Below are 13,989 nucleotides of genomic sequence, written 5' to 3' on the forward strand. Positions count from 1 at the left end.
CTCGTTATGACGTTCTCGTCGTACTTGTGCCAATCCCTCTTGTACTTACTCTTTCCCATGAGTAATACTCGTTATTATTTTTTATAAATTTTTGTATAATTCTGAAGTAGCCCACAAAGCACTGAATAAGAGAAGTTGTATAAGACTTTACCGTAATGGGAAATAAATGCATACAATACCCAACTATCTGCCGCCCCATAGGGACAGCCGTACCACGAAATAAAGACAATACATACTAAGGCTTGGTTAGCTAAATCTACATCACTAACTTTGATAAATGTGTCTAAAGGTATTTCAAATGGGTAAAGTAAGTAGGGAAGCAATAAAAATATTACAAAAATTAAAACTATTGAAAGAACAATTATCCTTCTATTCACTTTCACCAAATCTAATACCTTTTTTATAATAAATTTTACTTCTTTTTACGTTAAACCTTTTACTCAGCCTCTCAAATATCATGAATAATACATGTCTGAGGAACTTTGCAAACGATTAATTTCAACAAAAAATGCTTGCTGGCTCCTTATTTCTGCTCAATCTTGCTCAATCTTTCACATTTATTTCTATACTCGCAATACGAACATTGCCATTGCATCTCTGGGTTATTCTTAGCCTCAGGAGGTGGGAGTTCTCTCTTTGTCAAATACTCATGAAGGAGTTCTACTCTCCTTATAGAATCATTAAATAACTCGGGATCAAAGTTAACTTCAAATTCCTCCATTTCAAAATTGCTTCTATCTACATAGAGAAGGATACCTTTGGCTCCAGGGTACGCCTTCAAATATAAGTTTAGTTGAGCTGTATGTTCTATTTTTGGAATAAAATTCCTTTGTCTCTTAGTCTCCAGGTCGTCGATGGTCTTTATCTCGACGATATAACGCGTCTTTCCTACTGTGATAATAATTATATCGTCAGCGCGGCCCGAGATAACTATATCGTGCCTAGCCGGATGAGGGATCCTTATAGGAACCTCTGACATGACCCTTATAGATTCTTCCTTCTTCAAAATGTCTGCTATGAACTCATGAATTATCGTACCTAGGGTTACAGTTCTTAAACTCTCAAGTGGCATGGGAATCGGAGAAACCCTCATTAGATACTGTTTCCTTAAGCACTGCCAAATCTGGGAAGGCCAATACTCGCCGTCATAATAATCTGGTAACTCATACCTCGCTAAATGTTTACCAATTATCTCTTTCACTACCATTAAATAGATGAAGGATATACTACATTTATTTCTTTTTCGACTCGTTACAATAATTCAAGTTATTAATTTTTATTCTAAAAAGTTAGATGTAGAAAATAAATTATTTAAAGCAAACTTAATTAGTTGACCTAACGACTAGATCGGTTTGAATTAGCGTGTTTCTTGAGTAATATAATACAACTAGAAACTATCTTTCTATCTTTTTCAGTTTTCATATCGACTTAAAACCTTTTATTTACACCATCACTACATGAAACAATGCTCGGTAAAATCGGAAAGAAAATTTTTGACGAGGTAATTTATCCGCATCTTGGTGAAAGACACAAAGAAGTAATAATACCGCCTATGAATGGTGTCGATACCGGAGCAATTGAACTTGAAGGTAATAAGATTATGGTGGTAAAGACTGATCCAGTTTTTATCGTACCACAATTTGGTTTCAGAAAGGCTGCATGGTTTGCCGTTCACGTTCTAGCGAGTGATGTTATGACTTCGGGTATTCCTCCTAAATATGCTATGATTGACCTTAACTTACCTCCTTCTATGACAGATGACGAACTGAAGGATATGTGGATCGGAATTCATGAGGCGTTAAAAGAGATAGGTGTGATGGTTGTAGCGGGACATACGGGAAGATACGAAGGAGTGTCCTACCCTATGCTAGGCGGTTTCACTATGATAGGGATTGGAGACAAAGAGAAGCTAGGAATGCCATCAAAAGTGAAAGAAGGCGATTTGATTATAGTGACAAAAGGTCCCGCCATTGAAGCTACCGGTCTCTTAGCTAACCTATACCCAGAGTATTTTAGGCAAAGGTTACCTCTGGAGCTCTTTAAAGAAGCCCTAGATATGTATTGGCAAATGTCTTGTTGGAAGGACGGACTAATTGCAAGTAAAATAGGGATTCACTTGATGCACGACGCGACAGAAGGAGGTCTATGGAACGCCCTGGTTGAAGTTTCCGAGGTAACTGGGAAAAAGCTGGTAATATTTGAGGATAGACTGTTCATTAACCGTGCTGTCAAAGCTGTTACCTCTTTAGTGGGTATAGACCCTTTCATCTCAATTAGCGAGGGCACGATGATAATAATAACTGACAAGGTGAAAGTAAAGGATGCATTAATTAAAGAAGGCATACAAGCTGAAATAGTTGGAAGAGTGGAGAAAGGTGAAGGGGTGTACGTAGGTCAAAAGAGGATAGAGAAACCTTCAGAAGACCCCTTTTGGGAGGCTTTCTTTAGACTTCAAAAACAATCAGTATAACACTAGGGGGCTAACTCTCTTTTATTTTAACAGTGTTATACATAGCACCCTAAGGACTACATAACTTCCTGATTTAAGTTTTGTAGATTATTTATAATTATGATTCCAGTTAGCGTGATGACAACTGGTTTAGGCACTGTCTCCTTTAGTGTTAAAGGGGTATATAATAAAGAAAATCTCAGTAAATTTAGCGAAGTATCGCGACCTGTTGTGACATGGAACTTGACGTATAAATGCAACTTAAAATGCATTCATTGCTATATTGACGCCTCAAATGATAAACAAGACGCTTTAAGTACTGAGGAAGCTTTGAATTTGATAGACCAGTTTGCTGAGCTAAAAATCCCTCTGATAATATTGAGCGGTGGAGAACCGTTAATGCGGAGGGATTTCTTTAAACTAGCTTCATACGCTAGAGCGAAGGGATTGAAGTTAGCCCTTTCCAGTAACGGTACGCTAATCACCAAAGATGTTGCCAGAAAGTTGAAAGAACTGAATTTTTCTTACATAGGAATAAGCCTTGACAGTGATAGTGCAGAATTTCATGATAAATTTAGGGGAGTTGAAGGAGCCTTTAACATGACAATAAACGGCATTAAAAACTCTGTGGAAGCTGGTCTTAACGTAGGTTTAAGGTTTACAATTTCCTCGTTAAATATACATAGATTAGATGGTTACATTGAACTTGCACTGAAGCTCGGAGTAAAGAGAATTACATTTTACCACTTATCAGCAAGCGGTCGCGGAAAGGGATTAGACAATTTAATGTATACACCAGAACAATATGAGAAGTTCATTAACAAACTTATTGACTACTCGTTCAAGCTTAAAGGCATTATAGAGATAGAGACTACATTAGCACCTTTCGACGGGATTTTCATCGCAAAGAAGTTGGCTAGATATGAAGAGGAGTTTCAGCAATACCTAAAGTTCGTAGAAAATTCAGGTGGGTGTGGTAGAAAGATGATATCAATATATCCAAATGGAGACGTTTTTCCCTGCCAGTTTATTGATTTCCTAAAATTAGGAAACGTTAAGACTCAAAGGCTTAGTGAAATAATAGCTTCTATTCCTGACGTGTTCATTAATACCGAAAAATATCTCAAGGAAGGAAAATGCGCTGAGTGTGAATTTAAGAAATATTGTAAAGGTGGAGATAGGGCAAGAGCCTATTATTGGTATGGAAATATTTTCGGGAGTGACCCATTATGCCCTTTGAAAAGTCTCCGCATTTAATTTTCTGGGAAGTAACTAAAGCTTGTCCATTAACATGCAAACACTGTAGAGCTAACTCAATTAGTTCCCCTTTACCTGACGAGTTGAGCACAGAAGAAGGGAAGAAACTGCTAGAGGAGATTGCTGAGTTTGGTAAAGTAGTTATTGTATTTACGGGAGGTGACCCATTATTACGGAAAGATATATTCGAACTTCTAACCTACGCCAAATCTTTAGGACTAGTTACCTCAATAGCACCTGCCCCCTACAACCTCTTAAGCTCTGAGACAATAGAGAAGCTGAGAGGTATACTATCATACATGTCCATAAGCCTTGATGGTGCACAACCACAAACTCACGACTGGCTGAGAGGTTTAGGGAGTTATAAATATGCAATCAAGGGAATTGAGACAGCCTTGAGATACGGAATTAATATTCAAGTGAATACGTTAGTTTGGAAAAGGAATTATGAGGAATTACCCGAGATCGTGAAGTTATTAAAAGATTTAGGAGTTAAAGTGTGGGAAGTGTTCTTTCTTATTCCGGTAGGGAGAGGGACGGCAGAGCTCGATATACCACGCGAACGTTATAGAGAAGTAATTGAATTCCTTGTGGAAGTAACTAGATATGACCTTGTTGTAAGGACAGTGGAGGCACCATTCTTTAGGAGAGCTAAATTAGAATACTCAGAAGATATTACAACTATGAATCCTTTGATAATAAAGTTGAGAAAAACGCTCGGTGAACCTAAGAAAGGTGTTGACAAAAGTTTGATTCCAACTAGAGACGGAAGCGGAGTGCTATTTATCGCATATAATGGTGACATATACCCTAGTGGATTTTTACCGATAAGGTTAGGTAATGCGAGAACTGATAATATTGTAAAGATTTACAGAGAATCAGAACTATTAAATATGGTCAAATCAGGAAAACTTAAGGGAAAATGCGGAACTTGTAACTACAATGGGATATGCGGAGGTAGTAGGGCTAGGGCATATGCAGTATATAAAGACCCATTAGCTGAGGATCCTGCATGTTATTACTAAACTAATGGTGACGGTGCTCGTCATGAGTAGGCTTATCAGTCTCTGGCAACTCTCCCTTCAGCAGCCTTTCAAGTGCTTCCTCGACCTTAAGACCTGGAGCTAAATATATTTTTGCCTTTCCTTTTAACAATCTGACGCCAGGAGGGCCTATTTCAGCAACAACAACAGCATTGATACCTTTATCTAAAGCAGATTTTAACATATGCAATCCGCGAGCTGCTGTAGCCCTTAAGGCTGGATTCTCGTACTTTTCAACTAACGTAAACTTGCCTCCTTCAAGTTGATAGATCATAACCTCTAATCCTTCACCGGGCCCATCCACGAATCCGTTTGTAACGGGTATTGCTACTTTCATTAATATCAATTTCGATATTGGTAGAAAAACTTAAAAAAGTAACTATTGAAGTTAGTAGGGAAAATCAAATAAAAACTTAGAATAATACTGATTGATAGTCTTGCTCTATTTTAACATTTATTACGTTTATCTTATTTGGATTAGCGTTGAATATTGCGTCCTTTAGATCTGTAATTCCAACAACTGTAATCGCCTTAAGCGATCTTTCCAGTATCTCGTCATAGTTTTCATTACGAGGCGTTTTAGAAATTGTAGGTATGTCGGAAGAAGTAACATCGAGAGTCGTTGAACCGTTGTCGTTCATAACTAGTAATATTCCTCTTGCCTTATTCAATCTAGAACTTAATACACCTAGATTTGATATTACACCTTCAATATCGGTCACGGCAATCGTATTAGGATCGTTAGAACGAATTATACCTCCTACTGCTATATTACGTTCTAATAGTGACTCGCTCGTTATCCATGTGTAAGGTTTCTCTATAGGTAACCTTACGAAGTCTAGTGTGGGAGCTGATAAGTCTACAAAAACTTTTGAGAACTGATATTGTTGTACAACTCTTACTACGTCATAAGGCCATAAACCGCCATGAGAGTTTAAGATATGAATCTTCCTATAGGTCTTAATCTTCTCTCTTGATCCCCTCTTAACTGCCTCTTTAACCTTAGCTTTTATTAGTGTAAGAAGTTCCTTAAGGAATAGACCCGTATCTGCGACAAGAGGAACATGAGCCATGAAAACTTTACCGATATCTTCACCATCTATATTATTATGTACTAGGTAGCCTTTAACCTTCATAGACCAGCCTGCTGTAGCTAATTGTGTGAACCTAGTACCTAGTGCTAATATTACGTCTGCCTCCTCTAATAGCTTAGCTCCTTCACTGGTCGCGAAAAGACCTAATCCTTCCCCTGCATATAAGGGGTGAGAAGCCGGAATAGCCCCCTTAGACCTAAACGTTGTGATAACCGGGATATCTAATAATTCCGCTAACTCTAGGAGTTCTTTTGTAGCTCCTGCAGCAAGCACTCCGTAACCGGCTATAATTACTGGGGTCTTAGAGTTTCCTAATAATTCACTTATCTTGGCTACTGTGTTTTTATCCGGAGTTCTCTTCTCGGGCTTCTGCTCAGCTGGCGATAATGGATAGGCCTTAAGCCTAAAGAGATCTTCAGCTATTTCTATGTATACTGGCCTATTCCTATTGCTTAGGGCTTCTTTATACCCCTTTTCTACAGTTACTGTTATTTCTTCAATACTTATAACCCTCTCTCGTAACTTAGTAATGGGTGCTATGGCTGATGATACGTCATCAGGTGTTCTCAGTTCTCCTATCCTACTCCTACCCGTGTCTCTGTAAGACCTTACGGTAGATATTATAAGTAGGGGCTGAGAGTCCACGAAAGCTTGAGCTATTATATCAGTAGCCTCTAGCACTCTATTCCCTGGAGCAACAAGGGCTGTCCCTACTGTGTTAAACTCTCTAGAATATGAATCAGCCATTAAAATTGCTTCCCTAGCTGAAGAAGTTATATTAGCATTAATTTCATACTGCTTTAATCTTTCTAATATAAAGTCTGGAACGCTATAAGGAACAAAAACATCCTTAATGCCGAGTTCCTTTATAACGTAAGCCAATGCTTCGTCTCCTTTCATTTCCTTTCCTACGGTCTCCTCTTTCCTTTTTGGTTGGCTCACAATATACTACGGCTTACAAAAGTATAAATTTTTTAAAAGCCGGGGGCGGGACTCGAACCCGCGAAAATAGCGGGTGACGGCTTTAAATCTCTGCGGCCCGCCGCCTTAACCGCTCGGCCACCCCGGCATTCAAATTAGGATATGTCATAAAAGTATTTTAAGGTTATTGTGATGATAGATTAACGTGAGATTTTGATAGCGTTTTCGAAAGTCGGAGAAGTTCTTAAAGAAATCAAGGAACTTACTGACTTCGTAATAATCGGGGATACTGTAGTTGATTTAGAATTAGGTAGAAAAGGTACTGAAAGCGATGTAGACTTATTTATTCTTTCAGTTAGTGTTTTTATAGACGAGGATAAAATAAGGGAATTCGCATTTGATCGTGGTTGGGACTTTGGAAAAACACCTCTTGATACTCCCAGACTAATAGTAGGTGTTGATGACGAGCAACTTCAGGTAGATATGTATGAAAATATTCAAGACTTCTTTGTACCACAAGACATTATAGAAAATGCACAAGAAAGAAAAATTGGTAACGAGTATTTCAAAGTGATCAGGATAGAAGACTATATTTTACTTAAGGCAAATGCCTTTAGAGAAGAAGACGAGGATGAACTGAAGACTTTAGTGTACTTAATAGGAAGTGGAAAAATAAAAATAGATAAAAATTACTTAAAATCACACATTCAGTCTTTTCAAGAAAATGCAAAAAGTATCGAGGATAGACTTAAAAGTATCGGTATTAAGGTCTAACCTTTCTTGGCTGGTAACTCTTTCTTCTTCGGCCTTAGATTTTTACTATGACATCTCCTGCATTTTGTTGCCCTAATTGAGTTTAGAGCTCCACATTCTCTACACACTTTCTTTAAAAATACTCTTTGTTGTACTATTTGTAGCTTCACGGGATCGGTGAGTGGCATTTTTAACCCCAATTCACATATATCAAACGGTTCAAAAAACTTTGTGTTAGAGGCGGAGTTGAATTAAGATGAAGATACCGTTAGACTATATTTGTGTTAAAAGCGGTCTTTTGTGTAACCGTTGCCAATCTATGATTGATCGTGGAGAGGTAGAAAGTTTTGAAGTAGAAGTAATGAAAATTTTGTTAGATTTAGAAGAGACACAATTCAAAGAGCTAAAAGATACTACCTACCATAAGGCGTTTAAATTGAACAACCTACTTATTCTGATAGTAACTAGCGGACCGTCTATAACTTACCAAAAGTGGATAAAAGTTGCTAAGATTCTTCAGGATAAACTTGGCGTAAAAGTGAGAATTTTAGAGAAGAGTAACAATATAAAGTCTACTGCAAGCCAACTTTTAACACCTGCGAGAGTTCTAGGAGTTAACACTGTATGGTTACCAGACGGAACCGTACAGTACGTTGTGAGAGTCTCAAAATATGAGAAGAAGTTTTTACCGGCTGACGAAACTTCCCTAGAAGCTGCACTATCAAAGATTCATTCAATACCAGTTAGAATAAGGGTGGAGTAAAAATTGCTTAAGAACTATTATAATAACCAAATATTACCCGAGTTAGAGGGTAAGGAAGTTGTAGTTGCCGGCTGGGTTCATAACATAAGAGACTTAGGTGGTAAAAAGTTCATAATACTTAGAGATGCTAGCGGAATAGGGCAAGTCGTAGTTGATAAGGACAGTCCGGCGTTTAAAGTAGCTAATGAATTAACTCAGGAAAGCGTAGTGAGGATTAAGGGAAAAGTGAAAGCCGACAAGAGAGCACCTAGAGGTGCTGAAATTCACGCTGAAGATATAGAGATTTTAAGTTTAGCAAAAGTGCCCCTGCCTCTTGACGTAAGCGGAAAGGTAAAGGCTGATATTGACACGAGACTTAGAGAAAGAGTATTAGACCTTAGAAGACCTGAAATGACTGCTGTAGTAAAAATTCAGTCAGTGGTGTTAAGGACCTTTAGAGAAACTTTATACAATGAGGGTTTTGTTGAGATCTTTACTCCAAAGATTATAGCTGCAGCTACAGAAGGAGGAGCCCAGCTTTTTCCAGTGATATATTTTGGCAAGGAAGCTTTCTTGGCTCAAAGCCCCCAGTTATATAAGGAACTTATGGCGGGAGTAGTGGAGAAAGTTTTTGAAATCGGACCAGCATGGAGAGCTGAAGAGTCGGACACTCCATATCATTTAGCCGAATTTATAAGTATGGACGTTGAGATGGCGTTTGCTGATTACAATGACGTTATGAATTTAATCGAAAAATTGATCTATAATATAACCCAAAGAGTAAGTGAAGGCTGTAAGGAGGAATTAAAACTACTAAATTACACTCCGCCTACCGTAAAACTTCCTATAAAAAGAATTCCATATAAAGAGGCTATAGAGATACTTCAAAGTAAAGGATTAAACATTAAGTTTGGGGATGATATAGGAACCCCCGAATTAAGAATATTGAATGAAGTAATTAAGGAAGAGTTATACTTCATAACCGATTGGCCCACTATGGCTAGACCCTTCTATACTAAGGTTAAGGATAATGAACCTGAGGTAAGCGAAAGTTTCGATCTTATATATAAATGGTTAGAAATAGCTTCAGGCAGTACTAGGAATCATAGGAGAGAGATACTAGAGGAAGCTCTCAAAAAGAGAGGATTAAGACCAGAGAGTTTTGAGTTCTTCCTTAGATGGTTCGACTACGGAATGCCACCTCACGCTGGATTTGGAATGGGATTTGCCAGGCTTATGGTTATGCTAACTGGAATACAAAATGTTAAGGAGATAGTACTATTTCCGAGAGACAAAAAACGCCTAACGCCTTAGGTAAAGTTCCTAGGATCACCTCTGCTTATTTCTCTAATTACTAACGTAGCATACATACCCCGATCCAAGGAAAACGAGATTTTTTTGCTTTTGTTCTTAAGTTCAACCTTAACGTTTCTGAGCCTCATAAAAGCTTGTCTTTTTAAATCTCTCAAGTTAACTTTAATTTCTGGAATATAAAAAGAATAACCTACTATACCTTCTTCAATAGCTATTTGCCTAATTAAGGGATCCATGGGCTCAACAAACTTCTTCGGAACAGTAAGAATCACGTTATCAGCTTCTCTCCCTCTCAATTTATCCGCCATTAGAGAAAGATACTTGTTAAATAGATAAGATTGGTAAGCTTCAACGAAAAATCCTAGAGGGGTCTTAACCCTTTTAATTGCAGACAAACAGTCTTCCCCTCTAATTAGAGCTTTCAGTACTTCCCTTTCATCCCTGAACTTTTTAGGGAAAAGTTGGAGCGCCTTTTCATAGTCTCCTTTTTCATATGCTAATCTTGCCTCCTTTATTATCTCATGCTCCAATTCAAAAGGATGACCGATCAACCAATTAATTGCTTCACACCATTGCCTTAGAAATAAGTATTTCCCGACCAAGTGCGTATTAGGTCTCCTTGTGCCGAACCTTTGATAACCTATATAAGCAAATAGATATTTCACATTGCTCACAGTTGACAATCTCTTGGCGAGTTCATTTTCGTCATCACTAACTAATTCTAACTCAAAAATATTACCCGTGTGGTTAAATTTTTCGTCTGAAAAACCAAGAAAATTTACCTCGAACTTTTCCTCCTTGTAATTGTCTATTTCTGGTTTACCTGAAAAGTAGATTATCTGTTGCGTTATTGCGTTAGTATCCTTTATTCCAATATAAATAGGTTTTCTACCGGTTAGTCTAGTTATTTTATCGATAACAGTGAAATGATCTATTCCGATCTTCTTTAATAGATATACAGCATATTTACCCTTGTCCTTTCCTCTCCACTCAGTTACGGGTTTATACGAAATCTCTTCGACTACAATAAATCCATCCGGTCTGGGTATTTTAACGTTTAACGGAGCCCATTCTTCGTTTATATAATATTTCTCGAGTCCTAAAGAGAGATCTATCAAAGGAGGTGTTACAGTAATTTTAGGTCACCCGTTATTTTATCTATAATCTCTGAAGGAGCAGGCCCTATACCTACGCATGTAATAGTGCCAGGCTCTAATTGAGTCTTGCCTGCATCCTGAATTACAACTGTAGGCAAATTGTAATCTTGTGCTAGCTTGGACCTTTTTAGTAATTCTTCAAGACTGTTAACCTTAACCACAATCTTGGGTTGTCCTTCAGATAGCCATTCTTCGAGCCATTCCCTCCAATTTTCTTTTCCTTTTTTTAATATATCCACAACTAAAGAAACCGCAGCGTGAGCTACTTGTGCGGCAGTTTTTCCTTTTCCCATTTCAATATCTGTCCTCACTATTATAACCATTTTAATAGGCATAAGCAAAGAGAGAATTTATAAGGTTATTAAAAAGTATTGTAAGCAATGAGTATTTCATTTAGGTTAAGCTTAAAAGAGGAAATAGAACCACCAGTATGCTCAAGTTGCGGAAAGATAATACATCCCAGAGAGAAAGGCGTAGAATTTCTGTGCCCTAACTGCGGAGAAGTAATTATAAGAAGGTGCTATGAATGCAGAAAGCAAGGCGTCACTTACGTTTGCCCAAAGTGTGGATTTGAAGGTCCTTGAGGTGTAAGAGGAATGACAGATGTGTTAGTTGTTTTGAAGGTATATCCAGATAGTGACGAAGTAAACCTTGACAATTTAACACAACAGATAAACAGTAGATTACCACAAGGATATAAACTAGTTAGAAAAGACACGGAGCCAATAGCATACGGCCTAAAGGCATTAGTAGTATATATACAAATGCCAGAAAATACGGAAGGAGGTACGGAATCCTTAGAGGAAATAGTTAACGGAATAGAAGGAGTAAGTCATGCCGAAGTACTGCAAGTAACGCGTCTAGGTTTTTAAGTATTTCCCTTTTTAATTAACTAAATAATAGTTGATGCTTAAGCTCTTATACCTCATTTTTTATATTACTTAATGGGATTGCGTTGAGTAGTGCTGAATTTACTCCTTCGAAGAAGGAGCTTATCTTGAGAGTTGTTGAAGCTAAGCAAAAAGACGTTGGAAGGGGAAAAGTAAGGATAGACATTGATCTATTATCACAAATAGGCGTTAGCCCCGGAGAAGTAGTCGAGATCGAAGGACAGAGAAAGACTGCCGCAATAGCATGGCCTTTGGCCCCAGAGGATACATTGAATGAAGAAGACAAATACATCATAAGAATGGATGGTATAACGAGAAAGAACGCAGGAGTCGCAATAGGTGACAAAGTAATAGTAAGAAAGGCTAATCCGAAGGTTGCAACAAGTGTCAGGCTAGCTCCTTCAAATTTTTCTATTACGGTTGATCCAGGTTTCATTTCTTATGTCAAGAAAAAACTTAAGGACACCCCCCTAGTTGAAGGCGATACAGTTTTAATTCCAGTATTAGGGCAAGCTATTCCATTTAGTGTTATCCAAGTGAGGCCACAAGGTGTAGCAATAGTATCCGACGAAACCAGTATAACGATATCAGAGAAACCGTTCGAACAAGCGAAGTATCCGAGAGTTACTTATGAAGATATAGGAGGGATGAAACATATAATTCAGAAAATAAGGGAGCTTGTTGAGTTACCGTTAAGGCATCCGGAACTATTTAAGAGACTAGGTATTGAACCACCTAAGGGTATTTTGCTGTACGGCCCACCTGGAGTAGGTAAAACACTTTTAGCGAAAGCAGTAGCTAATGAAACTGAAGCCTACTTCACATCAATAAATGGACCTGAAATAATGAGCAAGTTCTACGGTGAAAGCGAGCAAAGACTTAGGGAAATATTTGAAGATGCAAAGAAACACGCTCCAGCAATAATATTCATAGACGAGATTGACGCGATCGCGCCGAAGAGAGATGAAGTAATAGGAGAAGTGGAAAGAAGGGTAGTGGCACAATTACTCACGCTGATGGATGGTCTTGAAAATAGGGGTAATGTTATAGTTATAGCTGCTACTAACAGACCTAATGCGATAGACCCTGCTCTAAGGAGACCCGGTAGGTTTGATAGAGAATTAGAGATCCCCTTACCAGATAAGCAAGGTAGACTAGAAATATTACAAATACATACGAGGAGTATGCCGTTATCTAAAGATGTCGATCTACAGAAATTAGCCGATATGACCCACGGATATACTGGAGCAGACTTATCAGCATTAGTGAGAGAAGCTGCTATGAACGCCCTAAGAAGATATTTGCAAATGATAGATTTAAGCCAAGATAAAATCCCACCTGAAATCTTAGAAAAAATGGAAGTTAATATGGACGATTTCCTTAAGGCATTCAAGGATATAGTGCCTAGCGGTCTGAGAGAGATATATGTTGAAGTACCAGAGGTTCACTGGGACGATATAGGAGGGTTAGATGATGTAAAAGAGGAGTTGAGAGAGGTAGTAGAATACCCATTAAAATATAGAGAGGCATACGAGAATGTAGGTATTGAACCACCTAAGGGTATTCTTTTATTCGGCCCACCTGGGACTGGTAAAACAATGCTGGCAAAAGCAGTAGCAACAGAAAGCGGAGCAAACTTCATAGCAGTAAGAGGACCAGAAGTACTATCAAAATGGGTAGGAGAAAGCGAAAAAGCAATAAGAGAAATATTCAGAAAAGCAAGACAAGCAGCACCAACAGTAATATTCTTCGACGAAATAGACGCAATAGCACCAATGAGAGGACTCTCAGTAGATAGTGGTGTTACTGAAAGAATAGTCAACCAGCTATTAGCTGAAATGGACGGGATAGAGAAACTTGAGAATGTTGTTGTTATTGCTGCTACTAATAGGCCTGATATCTTAGACCCTGCATTACTCAGACCAGGTAGATTCGACAGACTAATCTACGTACCACCACCGGACAAAAAAGCAAGACTAGAAATACTAAAAGTACACACAAAGAACGTCCCACTAGCCGAAGACGTAACATTAGAGGAGATAGCCGAAAAAACGGAAGGATATACTGGAGCAGACTTATCAGCATTAGTGAGAGAAGCTACTTTAAGAGCTATCAGGGAACAAATGTCTGATTGTATGAAAAAAGCTGATGATAACTGTAAGAGAGGAGATAGTGAGTGCAGAGAAAAGATTATAAAAGAATGTATGAGTGGAAAAGGAGCTTTAGTAGAAAGGAAGCATTTCGACTTTGCACTCAGAAAAGTGAGACCATCAGTGACACAAGATATGGTGCAATTCTATCAGAACTGGGTAGATAAAGCCAGACAGCAATTACCCAGAGCTAATGTAAAGCCAAGTACTTTCACGTGA

16 protein-coding genes and 1 tRNA gene are annotated in these 13,989 nt (G+C 38.2%); 9 read left to right on the forward strand and 8 right to left on the reverse strand.

Features of this window, described 5'->3' with window-relative positions; all coding sequences use genetic code 11:
• Positions 1-74: 74 nt before the first annotated feature.
• Positions 75-377 (reverse strand): DUF929 family protein, encoded by a 303-nt coding sequence (locus WIW52_RS10990; RefSeq protein ID WP_337710469.1) that lies wholly within the window; start codon positions 375-377, stop codon positions 75-77.
• Between the two features lie 146 nt (positions 378-523).
• Entirely contained in the window at positions 524-1,207 is a 684-nt protein-coding gene (locus WIW52_RS10995) for a CRISPR-associated protein Cas4 (RefSeq protein ID WP_337710470.1), read from the reverse strand.
• Between the two features lie 258 nt (positions 1,208-1,465).
• On the opposite strand from WIW52_RS10995, the gene WIW52_RS11000 reads away from it, so the two are divergent.
• The 3 genes from WIW52_RS11000 to WIW52_RS11010 all read left to right on the forward strand — a co-directional run bounded on the left by WIW52_RS11000 (position 1,466) and on the right by WIW52_RS11010 (position 4,731).
• Complete coding sequence (locus WIW52_RS11000) at positions 1,466-2,470, forward strand: AIR synthase family protein (RefSeq protein WP_337710471.1); 1,005 nt, start codon at positions 1,466-1,468, stop codon at positions 2,468-2,470.
• 99 nt (positions 2,471-2,569) lie between these two features.
• Positions 2,570-3,706 (forward strand): radical SAM/SPASM domain-containing protein, encoded by a 1,137-nt coding sequence (locus WIW52_RS11005; RefSeq protein ID WP_337710472.1) that lies wholly within the window; start codon positions 2,570-2,572, stop codon positions 3,704-3,706.
• On the forward strand, positions 3,679-4,731 hold the full coding sequence (locus WIW52_RS11010; protein WP_337710473.1) for a TIGR04053 family radical SAM/SPASM domain-containing protein: 1,053 nt from the start codon (positions 3,679-3,681) through the stop codon (positions 4,729-4,731). The genes WIW52_RS11005 and WIW52_RS11010 overlap by 28 nt, the downstream gene beginning before the upstream one ends.
• A gap of 1 nt (position 4,732) precedes the next feature.
• Here WIW52_RS11010 and WIW52_RS11015 read toward each other — a convergent pair whose 3' ends face one another.
• From WIW52_RS11015 to WIW52_RS11025, 3 genes are all read right to left on the reverse strand, one after another.
• Positions 4,733-5,086 carry a NifB/NifX family molybdenum-iron cluster-binding protein gene (locus WIW52_RS11015; RefSeq protein WP_337710475.1) on the reverse strand — a complete coding sequence of 118 codons (354 nt, stop codon included), beginning with the start codon at positions 5,084-5,086 and terminating at the stop codon, positions 4,733-4,735.
• A 76-nt stretch (positions 5,087-5,162) separates the two neighbouring features.
• Positions 5,163-6,785 carry a thiamine pyrophosphate-binding protein gene (locus tag WIW52_RS11020; RefSeq protein ID WP_337699665.1) on the reverse strand — a complete coding sequence of 541 codons (1,623 nt, stop codon included), beginning with the start codon at positions 6,783-6,785 and terminating at the stop codon, positions 5,163-5,165.
• A 37-nt stretch (positions 6,786-6,822) separates the two neighbouring features.
• A tRNA-Cys gene (locus tag WIW52_RS11025) sits at positions 6,823-6,912 on the reverse strand.
• 65 nt (positions 6,913-6,977) lie between these two features.
• On the opposite strand from WIW52_RS11025, the gene WIW52_RS11030 reads away from it, so the two are divergent.
• The gene (locus WIW52_RS11030) at positions 6,978-7,538 is read left to right on the forward strand and encodes a nucleotidyltransferase (RefSeq protein ID WP_337710476.1); all 561 of its coding nucleotides are present in this window, start codon (positions 6,978-6,980) and stop codon (positions 7,536-7,538) included.
• On the opposite strand, the gene WIW52_RS11035 is transcribed toward WIW52_RS11030, so the two are convergent.
• Positions 7,535-7,705 (reverse strand): 50S ribosomal protein L40e, encoded by a 171-nt coding sequence (locus WIW52_RS11035; protein ID WP_156004993.1) that lies wholly within the window; start codon positions 7,703-7,705, stop codon positions 7,535-7,537. The two genes, WIW52_RS11030 and WIW52_RS11035, sit on opposite strands and share 4 nt — an antisense overlap.
• A 68-nt stretch (positions 7,706-7,773) precedes the next feature.
• On the opposite strand from WIW52_RS11035, the gene WIW52_RS11040 reads away from it, so the two are divergent.
• Both WIW52_RS11040 and aspS read left to right on the forward strand, forming a co-directional pair.
• Positions 7,774-8,280, forward strand: a complete 507-nt coding sequence (locus WIW52_RS11040) for a transcription elongation factor NusA (protein WP_337710477.1) — start codon at positions 7,774-7,776, stop codon at positions 8,278-8,280.
• Positions 8,281-8,283: 3 nt separating this feature from the next.
• Positions 8,284-9,573 (forward strand): aspartate--tRNA(Asn) ligase, encoded by a 1,290-nt coding sequence (gene aspS / locus WIW52_RS11045; RefSeq protein WP_337699662.1) that lies wholly within the window; start codon positions 8,284-8,286, stop codon positions 9,571-9,573.
• Here aspS and truD read toward each other — a convergent pair.
• Together truD and pth2 are read right to left on the reverse strand one after the other, a co-directional pair.
• Positions 9,570-10,691, reverse strand: a complete 1,122-nt coding sequence (gene truD, locus WIW52_RS11050; protein ID WP_337710478.1) for a tRNA pseudouridine(13) synthase TruD — start codon at positions 10,689-10,691, stop codon at positions 9,570-9,572. The two genes, aspS and truD, sit on opposite strands and share 4 nt — an antisense overlap.
• 8 nt (positions 10,692-10,699) lie before the next feature.
• Positions 10,700-11,065 (reverse strand): peptidyl-tRNA hydrolase Pth2, encoded by a 366-nt coding sequence (gene pth2, locus WIW52_RS11055; protein ID WP_337710479.1) that lies wholly within the window; start codon positions 11,063-11,065, stop codon positions 10,700-10,702.
• A gap of 51 nt (positions 11,066-11,116) precedes the next feature.
• On the opposite strand from pth2, the gene WIW52_RS11060 reads away from it, so the two are divergent.
• The 3 genes from WIW52_RS11060 (at position 11,117) to WIW52_RS11070 (ending at position 13,989) form a co-directional block, all read left to right on the forward strand.
• Positions 11,117-11,314, forward strand: coding sequence for a zinc finger domain-containing protein (locus tag WIW52_RS11060; protein WP_156007908.1), 198 nt, complete (start codon positions 11,117-11,119; stop codon positions 11,312-11,314).
• A gap of 12 nt (positions 11,315-11,326) precedes the next feature.
• Complete coding sequence (locus WIW52_RS11065) at positions 11,327-11,602, forward strand: elongation factor 1-beta (RefSeq protein ID WP_337710480.1); 276 nt, start codon at positions 11,327-11,329, stop codon at positions 11,600-11,602.
• Between the two features lie 83 nt (positions 11,603-11,685).
• The gene (locus WIW52_RS11070; protein ID WP_443295732.1) at positions 11,686-13,989 is read left to right on the forward strand and encodes a CDC48 family AAA ATPase; all 2,304 of its coding nucleotides are present in this window, start codon (positions 11,686-11,688) and stop codon (positions 13,987-13,989) included.

Source organism: Stygiolobus sp. RP850M, from assembly GCF_037389295.1.
Taxonomy (GTDB): domain Archaea; phylum Thermoproteota; class Thermoprotei_A; order Sulfolobales; family Sulfolobaceae; genus Stygiolobus.

What these genes read in the sequence shown, in the direction of transcription:
- WIW52_RS11035 (WP_156004993.1), bottom strand. Translation starts at nt 7,705, where the DNA reads ATGCCACTCACCGATCCCGTGAAGCTACAAATAGTACAACAAAGAGTA.
- WIW52_RS11005 (WP_337710472.1), top strand. Translation starts at nt 2,570, where the DNA reads ATGATTCCAGTTAGCGTGATGACAACTGGTTTAGGCACTGTCTCCTTT.
- pth2 (WP_337710479.1), bottom strand. Translation starts at nt 11,065, where the DNA reads ATGCCTATTAAAATGGTTATAATAGTGAGGACAGATATTGAAATGGGA.
- WIW52_RS11065 (WP_337710480.1), top strand. Translation starts at nt 11,327, where the DNA reads ATGACAGATGTGTTAGTTGTTTTGAAGGTATATCCAGATAGTGACGAA.
- WIW52_RS10995 (WP_337710470.1), bottom strand. Translation starts at nt 1,207, where the DNA reads ATGGTAGTGAAAGAGATAATTGGTAAACATTTAGCGAGGTATGAGTTA.
- WIW52_RS11015 (WP_337710475.1), bottom strand. Translation starts at nt 5,086, where the DNA reads ATGAAAGTAGCAATACCCGTTACAAACGGATTCGTGGATGGGCCCGGT.
- WIW52_RS11000 (WP_337710471.1), top strand. Translation starts at nt 1,466, where the DNA reads ATGCTCGGTAAAATCGGAAAGAAAATTTTTGACGAGGTAATTTATCCG.
- WIW52_RS11010 (WP_337710473.1), top strand. Translation starts at nt 3,679, where the DNA reads ATGCCCTTTGAAAAGTCTCCGCATTTAATTTTCTGGGAAGTAACTAAA.
- WIW52_RS11040 (WP_337710477.1), top strand. Translation starts at nt 7,774, where the DNA reads ATGAAGATACCGTTAGACTATATTTGTGTTAAAAGCGGTCTTTTGTGT.